Source organism: Lactobacillus kullabergensis, assembly GCF_000967195.1.
Lineage (GTDB): Bacteria > Bacillota > Bacilli > Lactobacillales > Lactobacillaceae > Lactobacillus > Lactobacillus kullabergensis.
The window spans coordinates 1,655,992-1,680,320 of record NZ_KQ033871.1; the positions used below are offsets into that span (position 1 = coordinate 1,655,992).

Genomic DNA, 24,329 nt, shown 5'->3' on the forward strand with positions numbered 1-24,329 from the left:
GTAGTTTTCCATCTATTATTTTTAACACTTTCAAACATGAATTAAAATAATATCAATTATAATTAATAATATCTTATTTTTTAATCTTTAGTATAATTTAATTAAATAGCTAAAAAGGAGAATTTTTATGTCAATTCCTAAACGTAATGAAGTCCCAGAAAATCTTAAATGGGATTTAACCAGGATATTTAAAACTGATAATGACTGGGAAGATGAATATACACTTGTCAAAAAAGAAATACCAGTTTTAAGCACTTTAAAAGAAAATTTTACCACTTCTGGTGCATCTTTATATAATGGTATTACTCAAATTTTAACAGTTAGTCGGAGACTGGAAAAAGTCTATTCTTATGCTACTCTTGCCAGTGATGTTGATACTGGAAATGCCCATTATTTGAGTTATGTAGCTCAAGTGCAAGGACTTGCAAGCCAGTTTGAAGCCGCTACTTCTTTTATGAATCCAGCAATTTTAAGTCTTTCAGCAGAAAAGTTGGGTGCTTTAGAACAAGAAGAGCCTAAACTCAGCAACTACAAACACTTACTTGATCAAATTACCAGATTGCGACCATATACGCTATCTGCAGAAGAAGAAAAGCTAATTGCAGATGCTGGTGATGCTTTATCTGCTTCAGAAAACACTTATAACGTTTTAACCAATTCAGATATGGAATACGGTTATACTCAGGATGATAACGGTGAAATGGTTCAACTTTCCGATGGCTTATACTCATTGCTTATTCAATCCCAAAATCGTGAAGTACGTAAAAATGCTTTTGCTTCCATGTACGCTACTTATGGCCAATTTGAAAATTCCCTGGCAGCAACTCTTTCCGGTGCTGTCAAGGAGCATAACTATAGTGCCCGTGTTCATCATTATCCATCAGCTCGTGAGAGTGCAATGAATGCAAATGGCGTACCATTAGTCGTTTACGATACTTTGATTGATGAAGTCGATGAACACTTAGACCTATTGCATGAATATGTAGCGTTACGCAAACAGATTTTAGGCTTAAAGGATCTGCAAATGTGGGACATGTATGTTCCATTAACTGGTAAACCAGCATTGAGCTATACTTTTGAGCAAGCTAAAGCAGAAGCCAAAAAGGCATTGGCACCATTAGGAGAGGACTATTTAAAGCAGGTCGACTATATTTTTAATAATCGCGTAATTGACGTGGTTGAATCACAGAATAAAGCTACCGGAGCATATTCTGGCGGCTGCTATGATACAGATGCATATGAATTGCTCAATTGGGAGGACAATGTTGATTCATTATACACATTGGTTCATGAAACAGGACACTCAGTCCACAGCATGTATACCAGGCAAAATCAGCCATATGTTTATGGTGATTATCCTATCTTTGTTGCTGAAATAGCTTCTACAACTAATGAAAATATTTTAACAGAATACTTTTTGGCTCATATTACCGATCCTAAAACACGCGCTTTTGTCCTTAATTACTACCTGGACTCTTTCAAAGGAACCTTGTTTAGACAAACGCAGTTTGCTGAATTTGAACAAAAAATTCACGAAATGGATGCAAATGGTGAACCTTTAACTGCCGATCGCTTAGATGATATCTACGGTAAAATTAATCAGCGCTATTACGGTGATGCAGTAGAATCTGGTGGAGAAATTGCTAAAGAATGGGCCAGAGTACCTCATTTTTATTACAACTTCTATGTTTATCAATACGCTACAGGTTTTGCCGCAGCCACTGCCTTAGCAAACAATGTCGTTCATGGATCGACCGAGCAACGAAATGCCTATTTGAACTTTCTAAAAGCTGGCTCTAGTGATTATCCTGCTGAAATCATGAAAAAAGCTGGAGTTGATATGACGAAGCCAGATTATTTAGAAGAAGCTTTTAAAACTTTTGCCAATCGTTTAAGCGAATTTAAGAAAATTATCCAAAATAATTATAATTAATACTTGCATCTTTTAGTTACAAATAATATAACTGGTATGTAAATAATAATTTCTCACATCAAAAGCCACTCCTATTTTTAAGAAGTGGCTTTTTTCTGTTATAAAAATATTAATGATAGTCAAAAATCAGTCTAATGAGTTCCAAAACTGCCTTGCTAATTCTTGGTATAAACGACAGCCATCTAAATAAGCATTTACTTCTATATACTCATTTGGTTCATGATCAGTAGTTCCAGCTCCCGGTCCCAGAATAATAATAGGGAAACCTCCAGCTTGAATATATTCTGATGCATCTGTAGCAGCAGTCCCTGCAACAAATTCACTTGGCCTGCCAATTTCTTGCTCGACAACTTTTTGAGCCATTTTAGCTAATTTTGTCTGAGATTGGTCAGGTAAAGGCACCTCAGGAAAACTATATCTTATTTTTAGCTGAGCGCCATTTTTATTTAAATCAGCAACTATTTGTTCAAGTTCAGTATAAATTTGCTCATTGGGATATATAGGCGTTGTTCTGATATTGCCGGAAAGCCAAGCACTGTCAGGAACAGAATTAATTTGACTGCCACCCTGAATTTGGCTAACCACATGAGTAAAAGAGCCTAAAACCGGATCCTTTTTTTGATGACTGTCCATTAATTGTTGCGCTGCTTGTGCAAACTCAATCAGTGGCATTATAGCATTCTGACCTTTTTCTGGGGTCGAAGAATGAACACAAATACCCTTAGAATAAACGTAATAGTCAATAATACCCTTATGTGTCACACGTACGTCAAAGTTTGAGGGTTCACCAATAACAAGTCCATCCAGGTCAGAAGCATAGCCTTCTTTAGTCAACTGAGCCGCCCCATATTCACCGGTTTCTTCGCCTACAGAAGCTAAAAGTCTAATACGACCGGGCAGTTCTTTCTCACTATCAAGTAAATCAAGCATTGCAACAATCATTGCCGCCAGACCGGATTTCATATCACTCGCACCACGCCCAAATATTTTTCCGTCTTTCAAAACGGGCTTAAATGGGTCTGTATGCCAATTGGTCAAATTCCCAGCTGCAACAACATCTTCATGCCCTGAGAAACCTAACAATGGACCATGATCTCCAATGGTTACTACCAAATTATCTCTGCCGGAAGAATAAGAAAGTCTGTGAATTTCTACTGGATATCCGCTAAACAATGCGGTTACATAATCAGCTATCAGGCTTTCATGATCATTTGCCGAATCTATCGCTAACAAGTCTGTTAATATTTTAATCGCTTGTGTTTCTTCCACTTACTATCTCCCACCTAAGCCTCAAGAACTTTTGCCAAAAAGTCCTGTGCGCGCGGAGTTTGTGGCTGAGCAAAAAATTGCTGTGGTGCAGCTTTTTCTTGAATATAACCGTCAGCCATAAACCATACTTCATCTGCAACATTTTTGGCGAAACCCATTTCATGAGTTACAACTACCATAGTCATCCCTTTTTGTGCTAAATCCTGCATTACTTTCAACACTTCACCCACCATTTCCGGATCAAGCGCTGAAGTTGGTTCGTCAAAGAGCATTACTTCGGGATCCATTGCCAAGGCACGAGCAATGGCAACCCTTTGTTGTTGTCCACCTGAAAGATTGGTTGGAAAGGCTTCTGCTTTATCAGCCAAACCGACCTGATCCAACAATTCCATTCCCTTAGCTTTAGCATCACTGTCACTCATGCCCTTAACTTTCATGGGCGCTAATTTAATATTTTCAATAATATTCATATGGGGAAACAAATTAAACTGCTGAAAAACCATTCCCATTCTTTCACGCAGTTGATCAAGCTGATCTTCGCTTAAGGCAGTTAACTCCTTATCCTCAAAAATCACTTTGCCAGAAGATGGCTGATCTAATAGGTTCAGACAACGCAAAAAAGTGCTTTTTCCGGCACCAGACGGTCCAATTAGACAGATAACCTGACCTTCATTTACCTGAGCATTAATATCCTTTAAAACTTTATTATCACCAAAATTTTTCTGTAAGTGTTCAACTTTAATTACGGGATTTGCGTTAGTCATGATTCATTTTCCTTTCAAATACTTTCATTAGGCTAGATAAACCAAAAGTAATGATAAAGTACAAGATCATTGTGATTACCAATGGCATTACTCCACGATAAGTGTCAGCCTGAACTACACGCGATTGATAAATCAAATCCTTAACGCCAATTACTGAAACTATTGAACTTTCCTTGATGAGAGAAACAAATTCGTTTCCCAGAGCCGGCCAAATATTTTTCATTGCCTGTGGCATAATAACATAACGCATAGTCGCTGTGCGTGACAGCCCTAAGGAGCGAGATGCTTCAGTCTGTCCCACAGCAATTGAATTAATGCCTGATCGTATTACTTCTGCTACATAAGCTGCAGAGTTAAGAGAAACGGCAATTATACCTGACAGTAGAGCCGGGAAGTTTACTACTACTCCCAAGCCAAAGTAAATGAATAATAATTGCACCATTAATGGTGTGCCCCGAATAAATTCTACATAAGCTGTCGCAATTGAACGTGCAATTTGGTTATGGCCTAAGCGCATAAACGCCAGTATCGCACCTAATAAGAAACCAAAGAATACTGATATAGCAGAAATAAGTAAAGTGTACCCGACGCCCGCAATAAAGAAGTCTTTATATGCCCACATTGAATTAGACGCTTTGACTTCCTTTTTTGTCTTACCGGCGGTTAAATATTTTCCAGCTTTGGGTAAATATTCTTTATCTATTAAATCTTTTTGCTTAATCTCCGCTATTGATTTATTTGCAGCTTTAACTAAACTATTGGCTCCTTTATGAAAAGCAACAGAAGTAGCGGATGACTCTGTCTTGAGGCCTGCCGGAATAACCATAATCCCGTCCGTATTTTGGGCAAAAGCCTCGGCTGTTGCCTTGTCAACTGAAACTGCATCAACCTTACGCGTTTTTAATCCTAAAACTAAGTCGTTATATTTATCCATGGTTTTTAGTTTGACATTTTTGGCCTGATTTTTGATCATTGTGGCCTGCATACTACCAGTTTGAGCACCAATTGCTTTGCCGGCAAAAGACTTATAATTATGATATTTGCCTTTATCTTCTTTTCTTATCAGTAATTTTTGATCACTTCTATAGTATGGCTGACTAAAGGCAACGCTTTTAGCCCTCTTAGGCGTCGCGTTCATTCCGGCAATGACCATGTCAATTTTACCTGTCTCAAGACCCACTAAAAGAGAGTCAAAGTCCATTGACCGCACAACAAGCTTAACACCCATATCATGGGCAATTTTTTGCCCTATTTCAACATCCATACCAACTATTTTTGATTTGCCCTTAATATTTTTGACAAACTCGTAAGGAGGATAATCTGGACTAGTTCCCATGACTAGTTCACCTTTTTGCTTGACTCTTCGTAGATAATTGTCGGTTCTTTGTTCAGTTTGGCCTTTGTCAGCAGCTGCTGCATTCTGGGGTAACAAGGTTAACATTATAAATGCTATCAACAAAGTTTCAAGCAATTTCCACGCTTTCTTCATAATTTTCCTCCATTATTATTTTTATTATGACAATTATAAAGATATAAAAATTAAATTACAACTATTAATTAAAAACAATCATTTTTTAAGCAATAAAAAAGGCTCTGCATGTCAGTTAAAGCACCGAATATATGCAGAGCACTTTTTACTACTTAAAACTAAAAGCTAATTATGCTTGAGAAGCACCAGTTACAGCGTCTGAGTCATCTTCTTTTAATTGATTCTCAGCTGTTACAGGATATGGCTTAACTCTTGTAGGATCAGTATTTGACTTCAAGTTGTCGGCAGTGTAATTAATATGAGTAATCTTAGCGTGTTTAACATCTTCAATTGTCTTGCAGCCAGTCAATTGCATATCAATTAATAATTCTTGGTTCAATTGCTCAATAACTGATTGAACGCCCTTAGCGCCACCAAGTGCAAGGCCGTATAAGTATGGACGACCAACACCAACCATATCAGCACCAAGTGCCAAAGCCTTAAAGACATGCGAACCACGACGAACGCCTGAATCAAAGACAATAGGAACACGGTGGTTTACGGCCTTAGCAATCTCTGGCAACATATCAATTGTTGCAGGACCACAGTCAACTTCACGACCACCATGGTTAGTTACATAAATACCATCAGCGCCAGCACCCATGGCTAAGTAGGCATCTTCTGCACAAACAACGCCTTTAACAAATACTGGTAAGCCTGACATTTCCTTAATACGTCTAACATCTTCTGGCCCGATCTTTTGGGCTGAAGAAGCATACATCTGTGCTACAGTTTGGCCTTCACCCTTTGCTCCTTGGTAGCGAGTAAAGAAGTCTAGTGGAACAGGGTAGGCAAACTTAGTTCTGAGGTTAGCTTCACGAAAGCCTGATACCAAAGCATCTACTGTCAGGAAAATGCCCTTGTAGCCAGCTTTTTTAACTGCATCAAAGACCATCTTGTTGAAGCCCCAGTCTTTGCTGAGATAAAGTTGGAAGAAACGTGGTGCATTTGGAGCTGCTGCCGCAATCTCTTCCACACTCTTATTAGCATAAGTACTCGATGCAAACAAGGCACCTGCTGCAGCTGCACCCTTTTGAGTAGCAATTTCTGCATCTTTGTGCGCGATACCATGACAGGCAATAGGTGAAATCATTACAGGTGTCTTTAATTTCATGCCCATAAATTCAGTATCCAATTTAGGATTATCCATATTGGTCAAAGCACGAGGCACAATCTGAAAGTGATTGAAAGCAGTGGTGTTATTACGCCAAGTCCACTCATTTTCTGAACCTGAAGCAATATAGTAATATGCACCTTCTGGCATAACTTTCTTTGCACGTTCCTCGAGTTCATCGAGGTTAATCATCTTTAGTGTTTCGTCACGATCACTTTGGGGAAAACCATTATAATATGATGTCATTTTTAAGACTCCTTCTTTATTTAATATTTCCAATTTCTATTATACATGTAAATGCTTACAAAAGTTAGTGAAATTTAAAAATAAATGTTTAAATAACGGGATTCCCACTGTTTATTTTTTCACAAAGTAAAGCAAAAAATAATAATTGATGTTATTTTTATATTAATAATTACTACAAACTATGCTTAATAATATGAGTGAAGTATGTAACAAGATAGATCGTAACTTCAATGACAGCAATAAAAAAAGTTACTGGCAGATTCGTAATATAGCCCAAGTATAAGCCAAGCCAGACGCCAATCAAGGCAAAAAAGACAGACCAGCCAATCATCGCCGGAATTGTTTTCCCTAAATAGTTTGCAGTGGCTGGTGGTAATGTTAGCAAAATAAAAACTAAAAGCGAGCCCACTATTTGAGCACCAATTGATACCGACATCGCCAGAGCAATTAAAAAAATAACACTTACTGCACCAGTTTTTACTCCATGAGCAAGAGCACCAATATGATCAAATGAATCAAAATTTAATGAGCGCTGGATACTAAAAATCATCAGCAATACAATTATAGAAAGGGCTATAAGCTGGATCACGCCCTGATGATCAACACCAATAATACTGCCAAATAAAATATTCGTAGCATAATTGCTGTTAGCTCCAGAAATGGCAAGAAAAAGTACGCCTAAACCCGTAAACAGGGCTGAAATAGCACTAATTGAGGATTCTTTTTGCTCACTATGAAGTGACAATTCCCCAACACTGATTGAACCCAGAAGGGTAAACAAAAGCATCCCCCACAAAGGTCCAATTCCCAGCCAAACAGCAAATGCAGCACCTGCAAAACCAATTTCGGAAAGCGTATGTGCTAAAAAACTAAAATTACGTGCGACTACATAAACACCGACAGTGCCACAAGTTATCGCAATAAAGGTACTCGCCAAAAATGCGTTGCGCATAAAACCATATGCAAACATTATTCATATGCCTCCTTAAATTGGGACATTTCACCATGTTCAATTTGACCATGATTTAAATATAAATAGTTTTGCATATACTTGTGAGCTAATGATATATCATGAGTTACAAACAAAACTGTTATTTTATGTTTTTCATTCAAATGTCTGATCAGCTTCATCAGCTCATCTTTAGCCATAGGATCAAGACTTGCCGTAGCTTCATCTAAAATAATCATATTAGGATTATCAAGCAGGGCTTGAGCTAAATAGGCTCTTTGTTTTTGTCCACCTGAAGCTTCCCCCATACGAGTATTTTTAATTTGATAGAGATTGGTTTCCTCTAACTGCTTTTTTATTGCTTCCTTAGTTTGACCGTTTTTAATAATCGGTGCATTCAAACCAACAAAAGCTTCAATTGATAATGGATATTCAGCATCTATATTGCGAAACTGAGGTACATAACCCAGACGAACATCATCTGCAAATTTAAAAGATCCCGAGCTAGGAGTCAACATCTTCATTAGAATATTTATTAAGGTAGTCTTTCCAGTACCATTGGGACCTAGGAGTGCAGTTAACGAACCCCTTTTTAACTTGAACTTTAAGTTCTCAAAAACATTATTTTTATCAAATCTCATTGAGAGATTATTAACTTCTAAAATATCAGACAATTTGTATTTTCCTATATTATCTATTTAAAATTGCCCACTTTGACAAATTGATTAACATCAATTGGGTAATATTTACGACCCTTAATCTTAACGCGACCGCCATATGTCCGCACATAATTGCCGCGGTATAACTTGTTTGTACCAACCCGTTTCCCTTTGCCATCGTAAAGGTAAGCATTGTGGCTTAATTGACGTAATTTGCCTTCAACGTTGCTGGCAACAACATATTGATTAACACCTATTTGCAAATACTTTCTTTTTTTAATGGTTTGATTGCCATAAATTGTTAACTTGGTACCAGCCTTTTTAGTTGGTAAATCAGTCGCCACACCATTTTCATTATAAACCAATGCATTATGAATTAAGACTTTGGTAGCAACTGGCTTAGGTAGAACAGCCGGCTTTTTAGCAGGTGCAGCAGGTGCTGGTGGAGTTACTGTATCATTATCAACAGGTGCATTATCAGCTGGCGTTCCTTGATCATAATAATATTTAACCAGATCAAAGAAATCATCCATTGAATAACCCCATTTAGCAAAGTAACCATCCGGATCAGTATGATCAGTACCTCCTAAAAAGGTAGACACAGCATGGTGAGACCAAATTGTCCCTTTGCCATCATGAACAGCGTTGTCAGGTTCCAAATTATATCTGTGCAAAATTTGCGCAACATAAATTGCGTCATTATTCACGCCTTTGGCAAAATCAGCCAGATTGTTTTCTTCACACAGTTCCACTTGCACAAAACGATTGTTGGCAACAGGACCAGCACCCCATACACCGTAATCTGGGCTTGTCATTTGAATGACACCTGTTTTATCCACAAAAGCATGAACATAAGAATAAATATTCATCCATTCACGATTAAAATAAATACATTCATTACGTGCAGTAGCATTGGGTGTTGCAGTTTCGTGAATAACAACGCCTTCAGGCTTGCCATTGCGATAATTAATCGGATTAGCAGCAGAAAAATCGTTATATTTAATACCTTCTTGCGCTAATACTTGTTCTGCATAAGTTACACCGCTGAAACTATTTTGCTTAGCAGTATCATTAATTGTACTTGCTTGTACTATCATCGTCTCTGGAGCAGCAACAGTTGCAATGCTCGCTCCTAAAGCTAAAACGGCAATCAATTTCTTCATTTTTAACGCCTCATAATAATCATTTTCGGACTACTTCAGCCAAATCCTGATAACTATCATTCATCCAATCAAGATAATTGGTATTATCCGGGATAGTTTCCCTTATTTTTAGGATACGGATGTTTTGCTTTTTTGCCAATTTCAGAAAAGTGTCAACTGTAGAACTTGAAGTTTGTTCATTGATCACAAAAAACGCAATTTTCTGCTTCTTAATACCATCAGTCATTTTCTGAACAGCTGCTGGACTCGGATCTGTATTATTTTGGATTGCTTTCTCAAAGTCTTTATTTGCGACTTTAATGTTGACAGAACTTAACGCATAGTCAAAAACCGGCTCACTGACATAAACGGGCTTTTCAACGTGGTGACTTAATTTAGCAGAAGTCCTTTTAATACGGGCAATTTCAGCTAAATACCTTTTCCCGTTTTTTCTATAATAACGAGCATGCTTTGGATCTTTTTTACACAAGCTCTTAACTAAGTAATTAACATACTTGGTGGGCATAGTCAAATCAAACCAAATATGCGGATTATCACCTTTTTTTAAACCCATCAGGTCTTCACCAACGCGAACCGGCTTTTTGTCAACTGAAGAAGCCAATTTATCCATCCAACTGTCGTAACCTAGGCCATTTTCTATTACTATGTCTGCGTTAGATAGAGCCTTGGCATCGTTAGTAGTAGGTTGAAAATCGTGAGGGTCAATTGCAGATTTTTTAATAATTGCTTCTGCTTTGCCATATTTGCCAACTATATTTTGAGCAATGTCAGAATAGACATTCGTCGTCGTCATAATTGATATCTTACTGCTTTTGTGTGACTTTTGTGAACATGCACCTAATGTTAAAAGAACTATGCCTAATAAGGTAACTGCAGCAAATAACTTTCTAAATTTAACAAATTTCAATATTGTTGTCATTCCTTTTCGTATTTAAGTGTAGTTTTTAAGTAATAAGGCAACTTTTTAATTGCAGTACAAAATAAAAGTTACTTACAATTAATAACCATTATACACTAATTAGGGAGTGCTTTAAAAGCAACGCCTTATTATAGTTTCGTTACAGTTTCATTTCTCTATAAAGCAAATATACGACAATCTAAAAAGCACACGATTCATTCGTGTGCTTTTAGAGTAAGTAAACAAACAACTATAAAATTATAAAAATTATAAACTACAACCCAATTAAATGGGCAAAAACTGGAACTAACAGATTATCCACTAAAGCTGTCGCAACAACTGCCACTGCAGCAGTTGCTCCTTGCACAGAGCCCATTTCCAATGCAAAAGCTGAGCCGATAGTATGGCCTGCAGAACCTAAACCCAAGCCTGTTCCCAATGGATCACTATTTAAGTTGAACCACTTAACTAATTGTTTGCCTAAGGCGTAAATTACTACAGCATTAAGTATGCATGCCATAGCTGTAACCGAAGCATTGCCCCCGATAGCTTTTGTTATTGGCATAGCTACTGCAGTAGTAGCAGACTGACTTAGCATTGACTTTATTCCGACAGTATTTAAACCAACTGCTTTAGCGACAAGTGTTATTAAAGCCATTGAAATTAACGTACCGAAAACCAACCCTAAAAGAATAACCAGCCAGTTTTTCTTTACAACATCATTACGCTTATACAATGGTACCGCGAAAGCAATTGTAGCTGGCGTGATGAACCAGAAAATAATATCTCCACCTGGTTTATAAGCTTTAGCATAAACAGTAGCTGTTGAAACATCAAAGCACTTAGCAAGGATAATCAGAATTGCTATTCCCAAAACCATTGCTACAAAGAGTGGTTGAAAAAGGAAAAAACCTTTTGATTTTTTGAACAGCCATTGTCCAGTTAAAAATACAATTAATGACAAGAAAACTCCAAATAATGGATTCGTAATATATTGCATTATTTAACATCCCCTACTTTTTTGTGATTCATAACAGTTAGTTGATTATTAGTTACTTTTCCTATAACCCAACTAAAGAATTTAGTGGTATAAGCAGTTACAACTAACAAAATGATTGTAGAAGCAATTACCACTATAATTAGTTGTATTCCCTGCTCTTTCATAATCTTTAAATTTGCGGCTAAAGAGATTCCAGAGGGAACAAACATGAAACTAATTAGTGAGATTAGTGCACTGCCAAAAGAATCTACCCATTCAACTTTGATTACATGAAAAGTCAATAAAAAATAAAGCAAAACTAACCCAATCACTGGAGTCGGTACGGGAAAAGACTTTGGCATCAAATCAGAAATTACTTGTGCCACAAACAAAATTGCAGCATAAATAAACATTTGTACTAAAATTGGAGCTGATTTTGTTTTTTCTTTTTTCATAAGATCGATTTCCTTTCTCATTTTCAGCTTTCTTGCTTTCAAGTAATAAGATAATAGAAAATATGATTTTTGTAAGCGATTAACTCGTGAATTGCAAAAAATGACCTGTGAACTGCACTAAAGCAAATTCACAAGTCAATATAAATTAGAGAACTATTTACAAACCTAATTTTTGATTTAATTCTTTGCGGTAGGATCGACCTACCTGAACTCTGGAATCATTATTCATAATCAACATCAATGTATGATTAAACCAGGGCTGGACCTCCTTGATATCTTCAATATTTACAATTGCATTTCTATGGACTTGTAGAAAGCATGAATCTGTTAGTCGTTCCTTTAGCCAAGCTAAGGTCTTGCGTGTTTCATATTTTTGCTTGTTCGTTTCAATTGTTAGTACACCATTATTAACCGTTGCAGCTATTACTTCCAGTTTCTTAATAACTACGTTGCGATCTTCAAGTTCAATACTAAGAACGTCACTTCCCGCTTTTTGCGCCTGCACAGCATTGTTATTTTGACTGTTTAAAACTTTCACAGCCTTTTGCAGTGCCTGATCAACCCTCTCTTGTTCGAATGGTTTTAAGACATAGTCAAGTGCACCAACGTCAAAAGCCTTCACGGCATAATTATCATACGCAGTAGCAAATACAATCATCGGTGAATAGCTCAGTTGTTTCAATTCATCGGCCAGTTCAAAGCCGTTTTCTTCATTAAGCGAAATGTCCAAAAACAGCAAGTCAATTTTATATTTAAGCAAAGTTCCCTGTGCTTCCTTGATATCTTCTGCTTCATAGAGTTTAACGGTTTGCTTATTTAAAACTGAACTTTTTTTGATCAAATAAGATAATTCAGTGCGGGCTAATGGTTCATCATCAACTACCAAAATTTTCATTTTTAGCTCCCCCTTGACCTTCAAAATCACTTTTTTCAGCTTGTCTCAATGGTATCTCGGTTTTAAAAGTAGTTCCATTTTTACCAGTTTTGATATGCAATTGACTATTTGTGCCATATAAACCTATCAGACGCTTATTTAAATTATAGAGTGCCGTACCACTGCCGCCAGATTCACTTATTGGCTCTTGACCCAGCCTTTTTAAAATTTCCGGTTTAATACCAACACCATTATCACTTACTAAAATCTGCAAGTAATCTTTTTTTTGACTTAAATTAATGATAATTTTGTTACCAGTTTTTCTGCCTTTGAAGGCATGTTTGATAGCATTTTCCACAAAGATTTGTAAACAAAACGATGGCAGAAGCGTACTATCAGGCACACTTATTTGATAGTCAATTTTAAATTTATGCGGAAAACGCAGCTCTTCAATTCCAGTATAAGCACTAACATACCTTTTTTCCTGATCAAGGGTAATTTCTTTTTCCTGGCCATTTTTCAAACTTAATCTAAAAAATGTACTAAGCTGCATTAAAGCTCTGTGAGCTTCACTAACATCAACCCTCATTAAGGCGCCAATTGTATTAATTGCATTAAATAAAAAATGCGGATTAATTTGAACTTGTAATGCCCGAATTTCAGCTTCATTTACCAAACTGGTCTGCTGTTCTGCAATGCCAATAGCCAATTGTCCTGAAAAAATCATAGCAAGACCGCGAACCAAATTTTCTTCAACTACTGTCATTTCTTGTTCAGCACAAAAGTACAGCTTTAGTGCTCCAATCGTTTTTTTGTTTACTTGCAGTGGACAAACGATAGCGGATGTTAATGGGCAATTCGGATGAGGACAACCAATTTCTTCTTTTGAATGAGCCAGTTTTTCATGTCCTGAAGCAATAACTGTTTTAGATAAATCAGTTATTACCGGCTCACCAGCAATGTGGTGATCTTGTCCAGCGCCAACATGAGCCAGTACATTAACACGATCAGTTAAGCCAACCGCATCAAAATTAGTGTATTTTTTGATAATTTTACAGACATGCTCTGCAGAATCAAAGTCCAGTCCATGGCGAAAATAAGGCAATGTTTTATTAGCCAATTCCAAAACGTCTTTAGTTTGCACAGCCCGCAATTGACGCTCATTTGATAAATAGGTTTTCAAAATTTCTATAAACAAGCAAGAACCAATTGTGTTTAACAATATCATGGGTACAAAAATTAATTTAATCAAGCCGAAACCATGAAATGCAAAAATAAAGGCCATCTGAATTAGTTCTGCTAAAAAAGATAAAACTGCTACCCAAAAAGTAGAAGGATACAAGTTATTTTTCTTAACCTTATCACCTAAAACGCCAATTAAATACCCAATTAAAACTGAACTGACAATATAAAAATAATCCGAAAAGCCACCAAAAATCACACGGTGTAAACCACCCACTAACCCAACTAGAAGTCCTACATAGGGTCCAGCAGTCAAACTTGCAGTAGTGATAACCAACATCCTGGTATTTGCTATTGAATCAGATTGAGGTAATTCTGTCAGAATAAGCGGGGTAACTATTTCTTTTGTGCTCGAAATTTCTACACCAGTGAGATTGGCAATGACAACGAAGAGTGAAAAAATGATAAATAACCAGATTTGCGATTTTAAGGTTCTTTTTTCAATTAAATCCCTAAAAAATCGCATGTTAACAAGGAGAAACGCCAGAATCATAATAATACCCAGGCGTTCTGATAATAATATGAATAGACTGAACACGTTTTTCTCCAATCCGTAAACTAAGCTGGAATTAACCTTTTATATCATATAAGTATGACAATTTTTTCAGCTTACGCAATAGAAATCGTATTCAACTGCTCAAAATAGTGGCTGAAATGATTAAATCTTCGCCTTAAATTCACTAAGATTTTTGAAACTTATTGCTTATGAAATTTATTAAACAGATAAAGGGCAGTCATCTAACTGGTAATTTGCTTTTATTTATTTGCTGTCAAGTGATACCATTAATAATATATTAATTGCTAAAGCAGTTTAAAAGGAGAGAAAAATGAAACTAAAGAAATCACTAATTTCAGTCATTGCTTTAATAAGCTTGGGGACGGTCGGAAGTCAGATCAACAATTCCGCAACTACTGTAGAAGCGAAAAAAGTACCAACCGTTTATCCTAAGGCAATGCGGGGCAACTGGTATTTTTTCAATAAAGAAGATATAAATTATCCGTTCGTCACCAAAGAAACTTTTACTAAAACTAAAGTTACCAGAACATATTATTATGGCGAAAATCCTAAAAAAATGAAGATGGGAACTGATTCTAAATTTTTACATAAATATATCCCACATACTGCCACAGATGCACTTGGCAGCGATGATAATAAAGCTTTACATTGGGAGTTTCTAACTGGTTATAAAAAAGAAGGTGGCCATAAATGGTTGAACGTAAAACAGTGGAACTCAACTAATGCCATCGGCGGTCACGAAGAAGATGGAGGTCTTTTTTACAACGTGTCTAAGCTTAAAGGACATCAAGTATTAACTGAGGCTAATGTTATGCATGGCAGCAAAATACACAATTGTGCTCACTGGTACCGTTCCAAGAAATTGGCCCGGAAATGGTCATTACATGAATACAAAGGATTTTTATATTAACGTTTTTATATAGTCAATATTTTTTAATCTTTTATTTATAATGCAATAGAGTGATCTATATAATTGAAGACATTCAGCTTATAAGCATTAATTTACAAGCAAAAACTGCACTGAGCTTTTTAAACAGCCCAGTGCAGTTTTTGTATAATTCAATTAAATTTTGTTATTTATCTTCTTGTTGGTAAACCGGCTTTTTCCACAGACCTAAAATGACGCCTGCAACAATGGAGCCAATAAGAGTAGCAACAAAGTAAAGCACAATATGGTTAGCAAGCGGAGATACCCAGAGACCACCGTGAGGTGCAGGAACACCGATGCGCCATATGCCCACTAAGGCACCACCAACAGCAGAACCAATGATGCATGAAGGCAGAACGTGTCCAGGATCAGCTGCAGCAAACGGAATTGCACCTTCAGTAATGAAGGAAAAACCTAAAATCCAGTTGGTTAAACCTGCACGGCGTTCATCTAAAGTATATTTATTCTTAAAGAAAGTCGTACCAATTGCAGTCGCAAATGGTGGTACCATACCCCCAACCATTACGGCAGCCATCATTACAGCAGCAACAGTTGAATGCGGGTCGTTGGCAAAAGCACCAGAGGCAAAGACGTAAGCAGCCTTGTTGAAAGGTCCACCCATATCAATTGACATCATGGCAGCTAAAATAGTTGTCAAAACAGCTAAGTTGCCCGTACCCATTTGGTTTAAAAAGTTAGTAATGGCGAAGTTAACTGCACTAAAGATTGGGTTAACAATGTAGTACATGATAAGAGCAATGAAGAGCAGGCTCAAGATTGGATAAATGAGCATTGGCTTCATTCCTTCAAGAGACTTCGGCAATTTAGCAAACAATTTTTTTAAGCCGACTACCAAGTATCCGGCAATAAATCCAGAAGCCAGGCCGCCTAAGAAACCGGCAGGTGATTTAGCATTAGTTACCACATTGGCAACATAAGCACCACCGTAGGCACCACTGTAGACCGTAGCCATAAAACCACCGACAAAACCAGGCATTAAAGCAGGCAGGTCACCGATTGATTCAGCGATGTAACCTGACAAAATTGGTACCATGAAAGCAAAGGCCATGTTACCAGCATTATTCAAGAAAATAAATGCAGGAGATTTTGGACCACCAGCATAGTTTTCCACAATAAAGGAAATTGCCATTAAGATACCGCCACCGATAACAAATGGCAACATGTGGGAAACACCGTTCATGAGGTTCTTGTAAATTGAGCCCCAAACGCCTTCTTTAGCATTGTCACTATCATCGCTGCTCTTTTCACCATTTGAATGGTAAACGCTAGCTTTAGAATTCAAAATGTTATCAATCAATTCGTCAGGTTTGTTGATACCGTCAACAACTGGACGAGAAATTAACGGCTTGCCATCAAAACGAGGCATGTCAACTTTCTTATCAGACGCAATAACAACACCTTGAGCGCGGCTAATCTCATCAGCGGTCAATTTATCTTTGACACCTTCTGAACCGTTGGTTTCAATGCGGACATCAACGCCACGTTTTTTGCCGGCTTTAATCAAAGCTTCTTGAGCCATGTAAGTGTGGGCAATGCCGTTAATACATGCAGTAACGCCGACAATTAAAGGTTTTTCTTCCTTCTTACTGTCACTGGTACTTGCAGCCTGCGCTTTTTCAGCTTGCTTGTCTTGATCCTTTTGTTTTTCAGCATCTTCAAAAAGCTGAATTACCTCTTCAGGGGTTTGCGCCTCTTTAAGTGCGCTAACAAGATCCGGATCAATTAGTAAACCAGATAACTTAGCTAGAGCTTCAAGGTGAGTGTTATCAGCACCATCAGGTGCAGTAATCATAAAGAATAAATGAACTGGTTGACCATCAAGCGAATTATAATCAATTCCCTTTTCGCTTTTAGCAAAAAGCACGCGTGCCTTGTTAATTGTCTTATTACGGGCATGAGGCATTGCAATTCCATCACCAATACCGGTGGTAGATTCATTTTCACGAGCCCAAATTGACTTAATGAATTCATCTTCGTCATTGACGATGCCAGTTTTGACTTCTAAATCAGCCATTTCCTTAACAGCATCTTCTTTATTAGTCGCTTTAAGCGCCATAATCATGGATTCAGGAGCCAAAATATCTTTAATTTTCATTTTAAATTCTCCTCAAATTACGAAATTTCTTCAACATTAATTTGCGGCAAGACCGCATCAATCTGACTTTTAACAGCAATATCTTTAGTAAAGGCAGTGGCAGCACCACAGGCCATACCGATGCGGAAACTTTCGGCCGGATCTTTCGTTTTAACATAAGTACCGACAAAGCCAGCTGTCATTGAATCTCCAGCTCCAACCGAATTAACGGCAGTACCAACCGCTGCTTTGGCATGATAAAAGTGTTTAGGTGTAATCAAGTAGCCACCTTTACCAGCCATGGAGACCATAACATTTTGTGCACCCATGTCAAGCAATTTGCGCGCACACTCAAGCATTTCCTGATCTGACTCAAATGTAGTTTTGAATAGATCAGCCAGTTCATGATGATTTGGTTTAATTACCAGTGGCTTATAACTCAAAGTGTCTAGCAAAGCCTGACCAGTAGTGTCAATTACAAATCCTGCTCCTGCTTCTTTAATAATAGGTAAGAGTTCTTTATAAAAATCAACTGGCAAGCTTGGTGCTAGGGAGCCACTCAAAACCACAATGTCACCTTTTTGCAAATCGCTAAGACGTGCTTTAAAAGCGGTTATTTCCTGATCTGTAATATTAGGACCAGCGGCATTAATCTCTGACTCCTCTTCTGCATGTATTTTAACGTTCACGCGAGTCACGTCAGAAATAGTGACAAAATCATTAACAATGCGGCGCTGGTTTAGCTGACGTACCAGCTCTTTGCCAGTAAAACCACCAACAAAGCCCCAGGCAGTATTATCTATATCCAACTGGTTAAGAATTTGGGAAACATTAATTCCCTTGCCGCCTGCCAGAAACGTGCAGTTATCAGCACGATTAACTTCACCACGGTTAACCTGCTCTAATTGAATTACATAATCCAAAGCAGGATTAACGGTAACCGTATAAATCATTAGCAAATCTCCTTCAAATTAATTTTAGCGGGCAAGAATTTTTTATTCTTGGCACTTAAAGAAGTAGTAAGAACTGTTACGTCTTTTACTTGTGCAAAAGTCGCAAAACTGCGCTCCCCAATTTTAGAAGTATCGGTCAAAATGTATGCCTGATCAGCCTGAGCAATCTCTATTTTCTTAATTGCTGCTTCTTCAGTATCAGGTGTAGTCAAGTTTCCCTGGCTATCAAGTCCATTGGTGCCAACGAAACTGGCAGAAAAGTTCATTTGCTGCAATTGCTTTAGAGCTGTTTGCCCCACCACAGCATGAGTATTTTCTTTAATCCGACCACCTAAAAGTATAGTCTCAATTCCATGATTAAGGGCACAAAGAGCAGTTTCTAAACCATTTGTGACAATCGTTACTCCTGGAATCATAGCAATAAAAGGAACCATTTCATAAGTTGTCGTACCTGCGTCAATAAAAATATAATCATCTTTATGCACAAAGTTTTTAACAGCATACTGAGCGATTAGCTTTTTATCATTATGATTCATTGAAAAACGAATGTGTTGCGACACATCATGAGTAAAGCTTTTGACTGACTGCGCACCACCATGCACTCTTTTGATTAAACCATGTTCTTCCATCTGGTTAAGATCACGCCTAATCGTTGATTCAGATGTTGAAGTCATTGCGCAAAGGTCGCTCACCCGACACAAGCCATGCTGGTTAACGTAGTCTTCAATCACTTTTTGCCGTTCCTGCGTTAACATACATTTCACCTCCAGTCAGTATTTTATGCGCTTTAATAATTAAAAGCAATCATTTTCAATCATAATTTGTCATTTTCTTGCAAAAGCGAGCAAACTTAACATTTATTAGCCATATAAATTAAAAAAGCAACTGATAATTCAAGTTTAACTAATACTGAATTATTAGTTGATATTACTTAAAAACAAGCAACAGTAAAATCTTAACTAGTTTTGTCTTATTTGTGGTTAATTCAACAAATTTTTTATTTTTCTTTTTCAGACAAGAATAATGAGCCTAAAAATCCGATTATTGCAAAAGTCAGCATTAAGACAAAACCCCAGCGGTATGCAACTGTCAAATTTGCAGTCTCAGCATTTGAAGTACCACTCGCACACAAGCTAATTACTAACATTGATAACGCCGTTCCCAGTGAGCCACCGATTTGTCTTACTGTGGAAGAACCCGCATTAGCATGTGCAGTCATTTGAGGTTCTACCACATTGATGCCTGCGGTAAACGTGGTCATCATAGTAAAAGATACGCCTACCATGCGTAAGGCATAGCATAAACTAATTAAAGCCAGACTTGTTTTGCTATTAAAAACAGTCATTGGGAACGTCCCTAATAAAAGCATAGAAAAACCAAAAAGTGCCAATTTTTTAATACCAAATTTATCAAATAAAACGCCCGATACAGGATTGCAAATGATCATTAATAGAGCCCCTGGCATCATTACTAAACCAGAAGTTAATGCACTCTCTTGTCTAGTAGTTTGTAAATATAAAGGTAAAACTAATTCAATTCCTACCATTGAAATGTTGCTAATAGTACTTAATAAAGTACACAAATCAAATTTTAAATTTTGAAAGACTCTAATATTAAGCAAAGGTTTTTTCATATGCAACTGCCGACGACAAAATAACAGAATAATTAGCAGACCTATTGTAAAGAATGCAGCTATTGTAATCGTAACTTTACCAGTGTTCCCAATATCTGACAGGGAGTACAAAATTAAACCAAAGCCGGCAATTGATTCAATAAATGATATTAAATCGGTAGTATTTCTATGGGGTTCAATGATATTTTGCATACAAAAAGTTGCACAAATGGCTACCATACCACTGGCAATACTTAAAATGATAAAAAGCATTTGCCAGTCTGCATATTTTAAAATTAATCCTGAAATTGTGGGACCAACAGCAGGTCCAAAACCAATTACTAGTCCAGTAATTCCCATCGCCACACCTCTTTTTTCAGGAGGAAACATAAGTAAAATGACATTTTGAATAAAAGGCATTAAACTACCAGCCGCAACTGCTTCAATAATTCTGCCTAGCAATAGCACCGGAAAATTAGGCGCAAAAACACAAATAAGTGAACCTGCTAAAAAAATAAGCATCATTGTTAAAAAGTTTTGTCTTAAGTTAAATGATTCAAAGATCCATGCCGACATGGGAATCATTAGCCCTACGACCAATAAATAAGAAGTAGTAAGCCATTGAGCAGTGGATTGATTAACTTTAAAAACCGTCATTATTGTTGGCAGAGCATTATTGAGAAAAGTTTCGGCCAACAGCGAAACAAATGCTCCAAATAGTAAAACAGCCATCATTAAATTTCTTTTTTTACTAGAAATATTTTTGATCATTTTTATCCTTTCATCTATGTAGCATGCTACATTTTTGTTAAAATAGTAAAACAGCCATCATTAAATTTCTTTTTTTACTAGAAATATTTTTGATCATTTTTATCCTTTCATCTATGTAGCATGCTACATTTTTGTTAATAATAATTAAAAGTTATCCGAAATTCTATTTAAAACTTGTTCAAGATTTAAAATTTCTTGCTGAGACAATCCCTTAGTGATACGAGTATTAATATTTGTCATTATTGTGCGAATCTTGGCAATATTTTTATTTATCAAATTAAAGCCTTTATCCGATAGCTTTAAAACAATTTGCCTTTGATCATTTTCTAAACGCGAAGTAGCAATTAATTTATTTGCTTCTAAGCGTTTAACTATTCCTCGAATTGTAGGATGACTTAGCACAAATGCATCTGCCACTTCTTTTTGGGTAATTTGCCGTGCTTTTGATTCATATAAATAAATCATCAGAGAAATTTGGGCACCTGTTAAAGAATAATCTCTAAATATTTCTGCAAACTGCTTGTTTAATTCCTTTTCAATCAAAGTATTCGCAATTTTAATTTTGGGACCAATTCGGTTCAAAAAAGCTGTCATATAATTTCCTTAGAAGTAAATCTCATACTAATATTTTATCATACTGTAGTATACTACACTTTTTTATAATAAACATGTTTTTAAAAACTCAATTCTACAAAATTGGTCCAACCACGAGTGTGATAAAATTAAAATATTACGTTATCAAAAGAAGGGTTATAAATTAAGTTATGAAAGACAAGCAGACTCCAGAATCATATCCCAAGATTTCTAGTAAGCATCACATGAGAATTCACTGGAAAGAGTTCTTTAAAAGTTCAGATGATACTTTAGTTAAAGATATCACCTTGGTAGAAAAGGGATCTTTAGTAGGCAGAGTTGGCATAATGCTACTGCAATGCGGGACAGGAGCCTGGCGTGTGCGCGATTCCATGAATACAATTGCAAGAGCACTCAAAATCACATGTTCAGCAGATATTGGTTTAGTAACTATTAGCTATACCTGCTTTGACATTGACAACAAGTCTTACTCACAGACTCTTTCCTTACCAACTACAGAAGTGAATATGAACAAGCTCAATGAGATGGAAGAATTTGTCCGTAAATTTGAAACTGAAAATGATTATTGGACAATTGGCGCAGTTCACCACAAACTGAATCAAATTGAGCGCCATACTCAAAATTATCCTTTAATCATTTCCGCTTTGAGTGCCGGCCTGGCGTGTGCTAGTTTTATTTTTCTGCTTGGTGGAGGAATACCGGAAATGTTTTGCACATTTTTTGGAGCCTTTATTGGGAACTATTTGCGTCAATTATTAGGAAAGAAAAAAGTTACCTTGGTCGCCAAAATAACTGTCGGTGTGGCAGTTTCCTGCGCCGTATATTTCATCTGTTTTAGATTAGGCACAATAATTTGTGGTTGGAGCAATAATCATGCCTATGGTTACATCGGTTCGATGCTTTATGTCATTCCCGGATTCCCTTTTATCACTTCTGGCCTTGATATGTCGAAACTTGATATGCGTTCAGGCCTTGAAAGATTAGCCTACGCAATACTAGTGGTCATGATTGCAGCAATGGTAGGCTGGGGCATGGCTACTATGCTCAACTTATCGCCAGGTGCCATGCCCAAATTAAATCTTAGCCCAACTTTATTAACAGTTTGCAGAATAATTGCCAGTTTCTGCGGTGTTTTCGGATTTTCGATCATGTTTAATGCCAAAGTATCAATGGCGACAGTAGCAGCAGTCATTGGTGCGTTAGCAAATACCCTGCGTTTAAGTCTAGTTGAATTTAACCACGTTCCGGCTGCCTTAGCAGCATTCACCGGAGCATTATTAGCAGGACTAATTGCCAGTTTTGTGCGGGATAAAGTTGGTTTCCCCCGTATTGCAATCACGGTTCCCGCAATTGTTATCATGGTTCCCGGTTTATACATGTATCGCGCTGTCTTTAATTTTGGTATCACCAATATCAACGTTGGTGCTTATTGGATTATGGATGCTTTAATGATTATTACTGCTCTGCCAATCGGTTTACTTACTGCTCGCATTTTAACGGACGCAAAATGGCGCCATTGCGACTAAAATACTTAACTGGAATTTTTAATTATTTTACCTAACTAGATTTTTAGTTAAGTATTTTATTAGGAACATATATGCTATAATTCTTTAATTTGTTCGTTTTTTGCTCTATTATTGTTATTAAAATTATGCTAAACTAAGATAATAAGTTAAATACAAGAACATTATCAAGGAGGATTACATGAGTTCAGTTGTTACACCAGAATTTACCCGTGGCCTGCCTAAAGCCGAATTGCACTTGCATGTTGAAGGTACTTTAGAACCTGAATTGAAACTAAAATTAGCTAAACGCAATCACGTCGATATAGGCCAAGCTACAATTGAAGATGTCCAAAAAACATATAACTATCATGACCTAGCATCATTTTTAGCTGTGTATTATCCAGCAATGAATGTTTTACAAACTGAAGAAGACTTTTATGACTTGGCTTGGGACTACTTAACTAAAGCTGCTGCAAATAATGTACGACACGTTGAACTCTTTTTTGATCCCCAGGCTCATACTAGTCGCGGTATTCCTTTTGAAGTTGTACTCAATGGTCTTTATCAAGCTACTATTGATGCAAGGGCATTAAACGTTGACGCTCATCTGATCATGTGCTTTTTACGTGATTTTTCAAAGGAATCAGCAAGAAAAACACTGCAAGAAGGTCTGAAATACAAAGATAAAATTATTGGTATTGGACTTGATTCTGATGAGCATAACAATCCGCCACTAAAATTTGCCCGCCAGTTTGAAGACGCAGTAGCGGCTGGACTTCATATCACCACTCACTGTGACATTGATCAAAAAGATTCAATCGAACATATCCGTCAAGCTTTAGAAATTATGGAGGTTGAACGTCTTGATCACGGTACCAATATTGTGGAAGACCCTGATTTGGTAGAATTAGCTGCCAAAAGACAGATTGGCTTAACTTCTTGTCCATTGTCTAACAGTTTTGTGTCACCAGAGATGAAGGGTAAAGAAGTAATTGACCTTTTGAATGCAGGAGTCAAAGTATCAATTAACTCGGATGATCCTGCCTACTTTAAAGGCTATATTAGCGACAATTACTATGCTTTAGCGCAAAAATTTGATCTTAGCAAAGATCAAATAGTGCAACTTGCTAAAAATTCTTTTGAAACTTCTTGGATAAGTCAACGACAAAAGCAATTATATTTAGATGAAATTGATCAATTTGTAAAAGCAAACTCATAACTTAAAAATACAAACAAAAAGGAGTCTGGGAAAAAACTCTAACTTAACTAAAAAGGCTGACA

Annotated in this window: 21 protein-coding genes; 4 read left to right on the forward strand and 17 right to left on the reverse strand. The window is 36.9% G+C overall.

From position 1 onward, the window contains the following. Nucleotides 1–127 precede the first annotated feature (127 nt). Complete coding sequence (gene pepF / locus JF76_RS08350) at nt 128–1,933, forward strand: oligoendopeptidase F (protein WP_045928617.1); 1,806 nt, start codon at nt 128–130, stop codon at nt 1,931–1,933. Nucleotides 1,934–2,059: 126 nt separating this feature from the next. On the opposite strand, the gene JF76_RS08355 is transcribed toward pepF, so the two are convergent. The 12 genes from JF76_RS08355 to JF76_RS08410 form a co-directional block, all read right to left on the reverse strand. Continuing rightward, a complete protein-coding gene (locus tag JF76_RS08355; protein WP_045928618.1) occupies nt 2,060–3,202 on the reverse strand; it encodes an ArgE/DapE family deacylase in 1,143 nt (380 codons plus the stop codon). 14 nt (nt 3,203–3,216) lie between these two features. Next, the gene (locus JF76_RS08360) at nt 3,217–3,966 is read right to left on the reverse strand and encodes an amino acid ABC transporter ATP-binding protein (RefSeq protein ID WP_045928619.1); all 750 of its coding nucleotides are present in this window, start codon (nt 3,964–3,966) and stop codon (nt 3,217–3,219) included. Beyond that, on the reverse strand, nt 3,959–5,455 hold the full coding sequence (locus JF76_RS08365; protein ID WP_045928620.1) for an ABC transporter substrate-binding protein/permease: 1,497 nt from the start codon (nt 5,453–5,455) through the stop codon (nt 3,959–3,961). The genes JF76_RS08360 and JF76_RS08365 overlap by 8 nt, the downstream gene beginning before the upstream one ends. Before the next feature lie 169 nt (nt 5,456–5,624). Further along, nucleotides 5,625–6,854, reverse strand: coding sequence for a lactate oxidase (locus tag JF76_RS08370; RefSeq protein WP_045928621.1), 1,230 nt, complete (start codon nt 6,852–6,854; stop codon nt 5,625–5,627). Nucleotides 6,855–7,026: 172 nt separating this feature from the next. After that, nucleotides 7,027–7,824, reverse strand: coding sequence for a metal ABC transporter permease (locus JF76_RS08375; RefSeq protein WP_045928622.1), 798 nt, complete (start codon nt 7,822–7,824; stop codon nt 7,027–7,029). Next, entirely contained in the window at nt 7,824–8,444 is a 621-nt protein-coding gene (locus tag JF76_RS08380) for an ATP-binding cassette domain-containing protein (protein WP_045928992.1), read from the reverse strand. Before JF76_RS08380 ends, JF76_RS08375 begins: the two co-directional genes overlap by 1 nt. Nucleotides 8,445–8,497: 53 nt before the next feature. Continuing rightward, a complete protein-coding gene (locus JF76_RS08385) occupies nt 8,498–9,625 on the reverse strand; it encodes an SLAP domain-containing protein (protein WP_045928623.1) in 1,128 nt (375 codons plus the stop codon). 19 nt (nt 9,626–9,644) lie between these two features. Beyond that, the gene (locus tag JF76_RS08390; protein ID WP_045928624.1) at nt 9,645–10,544 is read right to left on the reverse strand and encodes a metal ABC transporter solute-binding protein, Zn/Mn family; all 900 of its coding nucleotides are present in this window, start codon (nt 10,542–10,544) and stop codon (nt 9,645–9,647) included. A gap of 253 nt (nt 10,545–10,797) precedes the next feature. Next, nucleotides 10,798–11,523 (reverse strand): LrgB family protein, encoded by a 726-nt coding sequence (locus JF76_RS08395; RefSeq protein ID WP_034978143.1) that lies wholly within the window; start codon nt 11,521–11,523, stop codon nt 10,798–10,800. Continuing rightward, on the reverse strand, nt 11,523–11,957 hold the full coding sequence (locus JF76_RS08400; RefSeq protein WP_233560919.1) for a CidA/LrgA family protein: 435 nt from the start codon (nt 11,955–11,957) through the stop codon (nt 11,523–11,525). Before JF76_RS08400 ends, JF76_RS08395 begins: the two co-directional genes overlap by 1 nt. 157 nt (nt 11,958–12,114) lie before the next feature. Continuing rightward, nucleotides 12,115–12,852: a LytTR family transcriptional regulator DNA-binding domain-containing protein gene (locus tag JF76_RS08405; RefSeq protein ID WP_045928626.1), complete on the reverse strand. Its 738-nt coding sequence runs from the start codon at nt 12,850–12,852 to the stop codon at nt 12,115–12,117. Continuing rightward, nucleotides 12,833–14,566 carry a LytS/YhcK type 5TM receptor domain-containing protein gene (locus JF76_RS08410; protein ID WP_084600385.1) on the reverse strand — a complete coding sequence of 578 codons (1,734 nt, stop codon included), beginning with the start codon at nt 14,564–14,566 and terminating at the stop codon, nt 12,833–12,835. The genes JF76_RS08405 and JF76_RS08410 overlap by 20 nt, the downstream gene beginning before the upstream one ends. Before the next feature lie 334 nt (nt 14,567–14,900). Between JF76_RS08410 and JF76_RS08415 the strand changes: the two genes are divergently transcribed. Then, nucleotides 14,901–15,500 carry a hypothetical protein gene (locus tag JF76_RS08415; RefSeq protein ID WP_045928627.1) on the forward strand — a complete coding sequence of 200 codons (600 nt, stop codon included), beginning with the start codon at nt 14,901–14,903 and terminating at the stop codon, nt 15,498–15,500. Nucleotides 15,501–15,663: 163 nt separating this feature from the next. Here JF76_RS08415 and JF76_RS08420 read toward each other — a convergent pair whose 3' ends face one another. The 5 genes from JF76_RS08420 to JF76_RS08440 form a co-directional block, all read right to left on the reverse strand. Next, nucleotides 15,664–17,634, reverse strand: coding sequence for a PTS fructose transporter subunit IIABC (locus JF76_RS08420; RefSeq protein ID WP_045928628.1), 1,971 nt, complete (start codon nt 17,632–17,634; stop codon nt 15,664–15,666). 17 nt (nt 17,635–17,651) lie between these two features. Beyond that, on the reverse strand, nt 17,652–18,566 hold the full coding sequence (gene pfkB, locus JF76_RS08425) for a 1-phosphofructokinase (RefSeq protein WP_045928629.1): 915 nt from the start codon (nt 18,564–18,566) through the stop codon (nt 17,652–17,654). After that, nucleotides 18,566–19,321 (reverse strand): DeoR/GlpR family DNA-binding transcription regulator, encoded by a 756-nt coding sequence (locus JF76_RS08430; RefSeq protein WP_045928630.1) that lies wholly within the window; start codon nt 19,319–19,321, stop codon nt 18,566–18,568. The genes pfkB and JF76_RS08430 overlap by 1 nt, the downstream gene beginning before the upstream one ends. Before the next feature lie 242 nt (nt 19,322–19,563). After that, a complete protein-coding gene (locus JF76_RS08435; RefSeq protein WP_045928631.1) occupies nt 19,564–20,949 on the reverse strand; it encodes an MDR family MFS transporter in 1,386 nt (461 codons plus the stop codon). Nucleotides 20,950–21,093: 144 nt separating this feature from the next. Further along, nucleotides 21,094–21,543 carry a MarR family winged helix-turn-helix transcriptional regulator gene (locus tag JF76_RS08440; protein ID WP_045928632.1) on the reverse strand — a complete coding sequence of 150 codons (450 nt, stop codon included), beginning with the start codon at nt 21,541–21,543 and terminating at the stop codon, nt 21,094–21,096. A gap of 170 nt (nt 21,544–21,713) precedes the next feature. Between JF76_RS08440 and JF76_RS08445 the strand changes: the two genes are divergently transcribed. Continuing rightward, the gene (locus JF76_RS08445) at nt 21,714–23,069 is read left to right on the forward strand and encodes a threonine/serine exporter family protein (protein ID WP_045928633.1); all 1,356 of its coding nucleotides are present in this window, start codon (nt 21,714–21,716) and stop codon (nt 23,067–23,069) included. A gap of 178 nt (nt 23,070–23,247) precedes the next feature. Beyond that, on the forward strand, nt 23,248–24,267 hold the full coding sequence (gene add / locus JF76_RS08450) for an adenosine deaminase (protein ID WP_045928634.1): 1,020 nt from the start codon (nt 23,248–23,250) through the stop codon (nt 24,265–24,267). Nucleotides 24,268–24,329 lie beyond the last annotated feature (62 nt).

Coding starts and splice junctions, on each gene's coding strand:
- JF76_RS08435 (WP_045928631.1), bottom strand. CDS start 20,949: ATGATCAAAAATATTTCTAGTAAAAAAAGAAATTTAATGATGGCTGTT.
- JF76_RS08370 (WP_045928621.1), bottom strand. CDS start 6,854: ATGACATCATATTATAATGGTTTTCCCCAAAGTGATCGTGACGAAACA.
- add (WP_045928634.1), top strand. CDS start 23,248: ATGAGTTCAGTTGTTACACCAGAATTTACCCGTGGCCTGCCTAAAGCC.
- JF76_RS08380 (WP_045928992.1), bottom strand. CDS start 8,444: ATGAGATTTGATAAAAATAATGTTTTTGAGAACTTAAAGTTCAAGTTA.
- JF76_RS08415 (WP_045928627.1), top strand. CDS start 14,901: ATGAAACTAAAGAAATCACTAATTTCAGTCATTGCTTTAATAAGCTTG.
- JF76_RS08375 (WP_045928622.1), bottom strand. CDS start 7,824: ATGTTTGCATATGGTTTTATGCGCAACGCATTTTTGGCGAGTACCTTT.
- JF76_RS08360 (WP_045928619.1), bottom strand. CDS start 3,966: ATGACTAACGCAAATCCCGTAATTAAAGTTGAACACTTACAGAAAAAT.
- JF76_RS08365 (WP_045928620.1), bottom strand. CDS start 5,455: ATGAAGAAAGCGTGGAAATTGCTTGAAACTTTGTTGATAGCATTTATA.
- pepF (WP_045928617.1), top strand. CDS start 128: ATGTCAATTCCTAAACGTAATGAAGTCCCAGAAAATCTTAAATGGGAT.
- JF76_RS08445 (WP_045928633.1), top strand. CDS start 21,714: ATGAAAGACAAGCAGACTCCAGAATCATATCCCAAGATTTCTAGTAAG.
- JF76_RS08410 (WP_084600385.1), bottom strand. CDS start 14,566: ATGATTCTGGCGTTTCTCCTTGTTAACATGCGATTTTTTAGGGATTTA.
- JF76_RS08390 (WP_045928624.1), bottom strand. CDS start 10,544: ATGACAACAATATTGAAATTTGTTAAATTTAGAAAGTTATTTGCTGCA.
- JF76_RS08405 (WP_045928626.1), bottom strand. CDS start 12,852: ATGAAAATTTTGGTAGTTGATGATGAACCATTAGCCCGCACTGAATTA.
- JF76_RS08395 (WP_034978143.1), bottom strand. CDS start 11,523: ATGCAATATATTACGAATCCATTATTTGGAGTTTTCTTGTCATTAATT.
- pfkB (WP_045928629.1), bottom strand. CDS start 18,566: ATGATTTATACGGTTACCGTTAATCCTGCTTTGGATTATGTAATTCAA.
- JF76_RS08430 (WP_045928630.1), bottom strand. CDS start 19,321: ATGTTAACGCAGGAACGGCAAAAAGTGATTGAAGACTACGTTAACCAG.
- JF76_RS08385 (WP_045928623.1), bottom strand. CDS start 9,625: ATGAAGAAATTGATTGCCGTTTTAGCTTTAGGAGCGAGCATTGCAACT.
- JF76_RS08420 (WP_045928628.1), bottom strand. CDS start 17,634: ATGAAAATTAAAGATATTTTGGCTCCTGAATCCATGATTATGGCGCTT.
- JF76_RS08440 (WP_045928632.1), bottom strand. CDS start 21,543: ATGACAGCTTTTTTGAACCGAATTGGTCCCAAAATTAAAATTGCGAAT.
- JF76_RS08400 (WP_233560919.1), bottom strand. CDS start 11,957: ATGAAAAAAGAAAAAACAAAATCAGCTCCAATTTTAGTACAAATGTTT.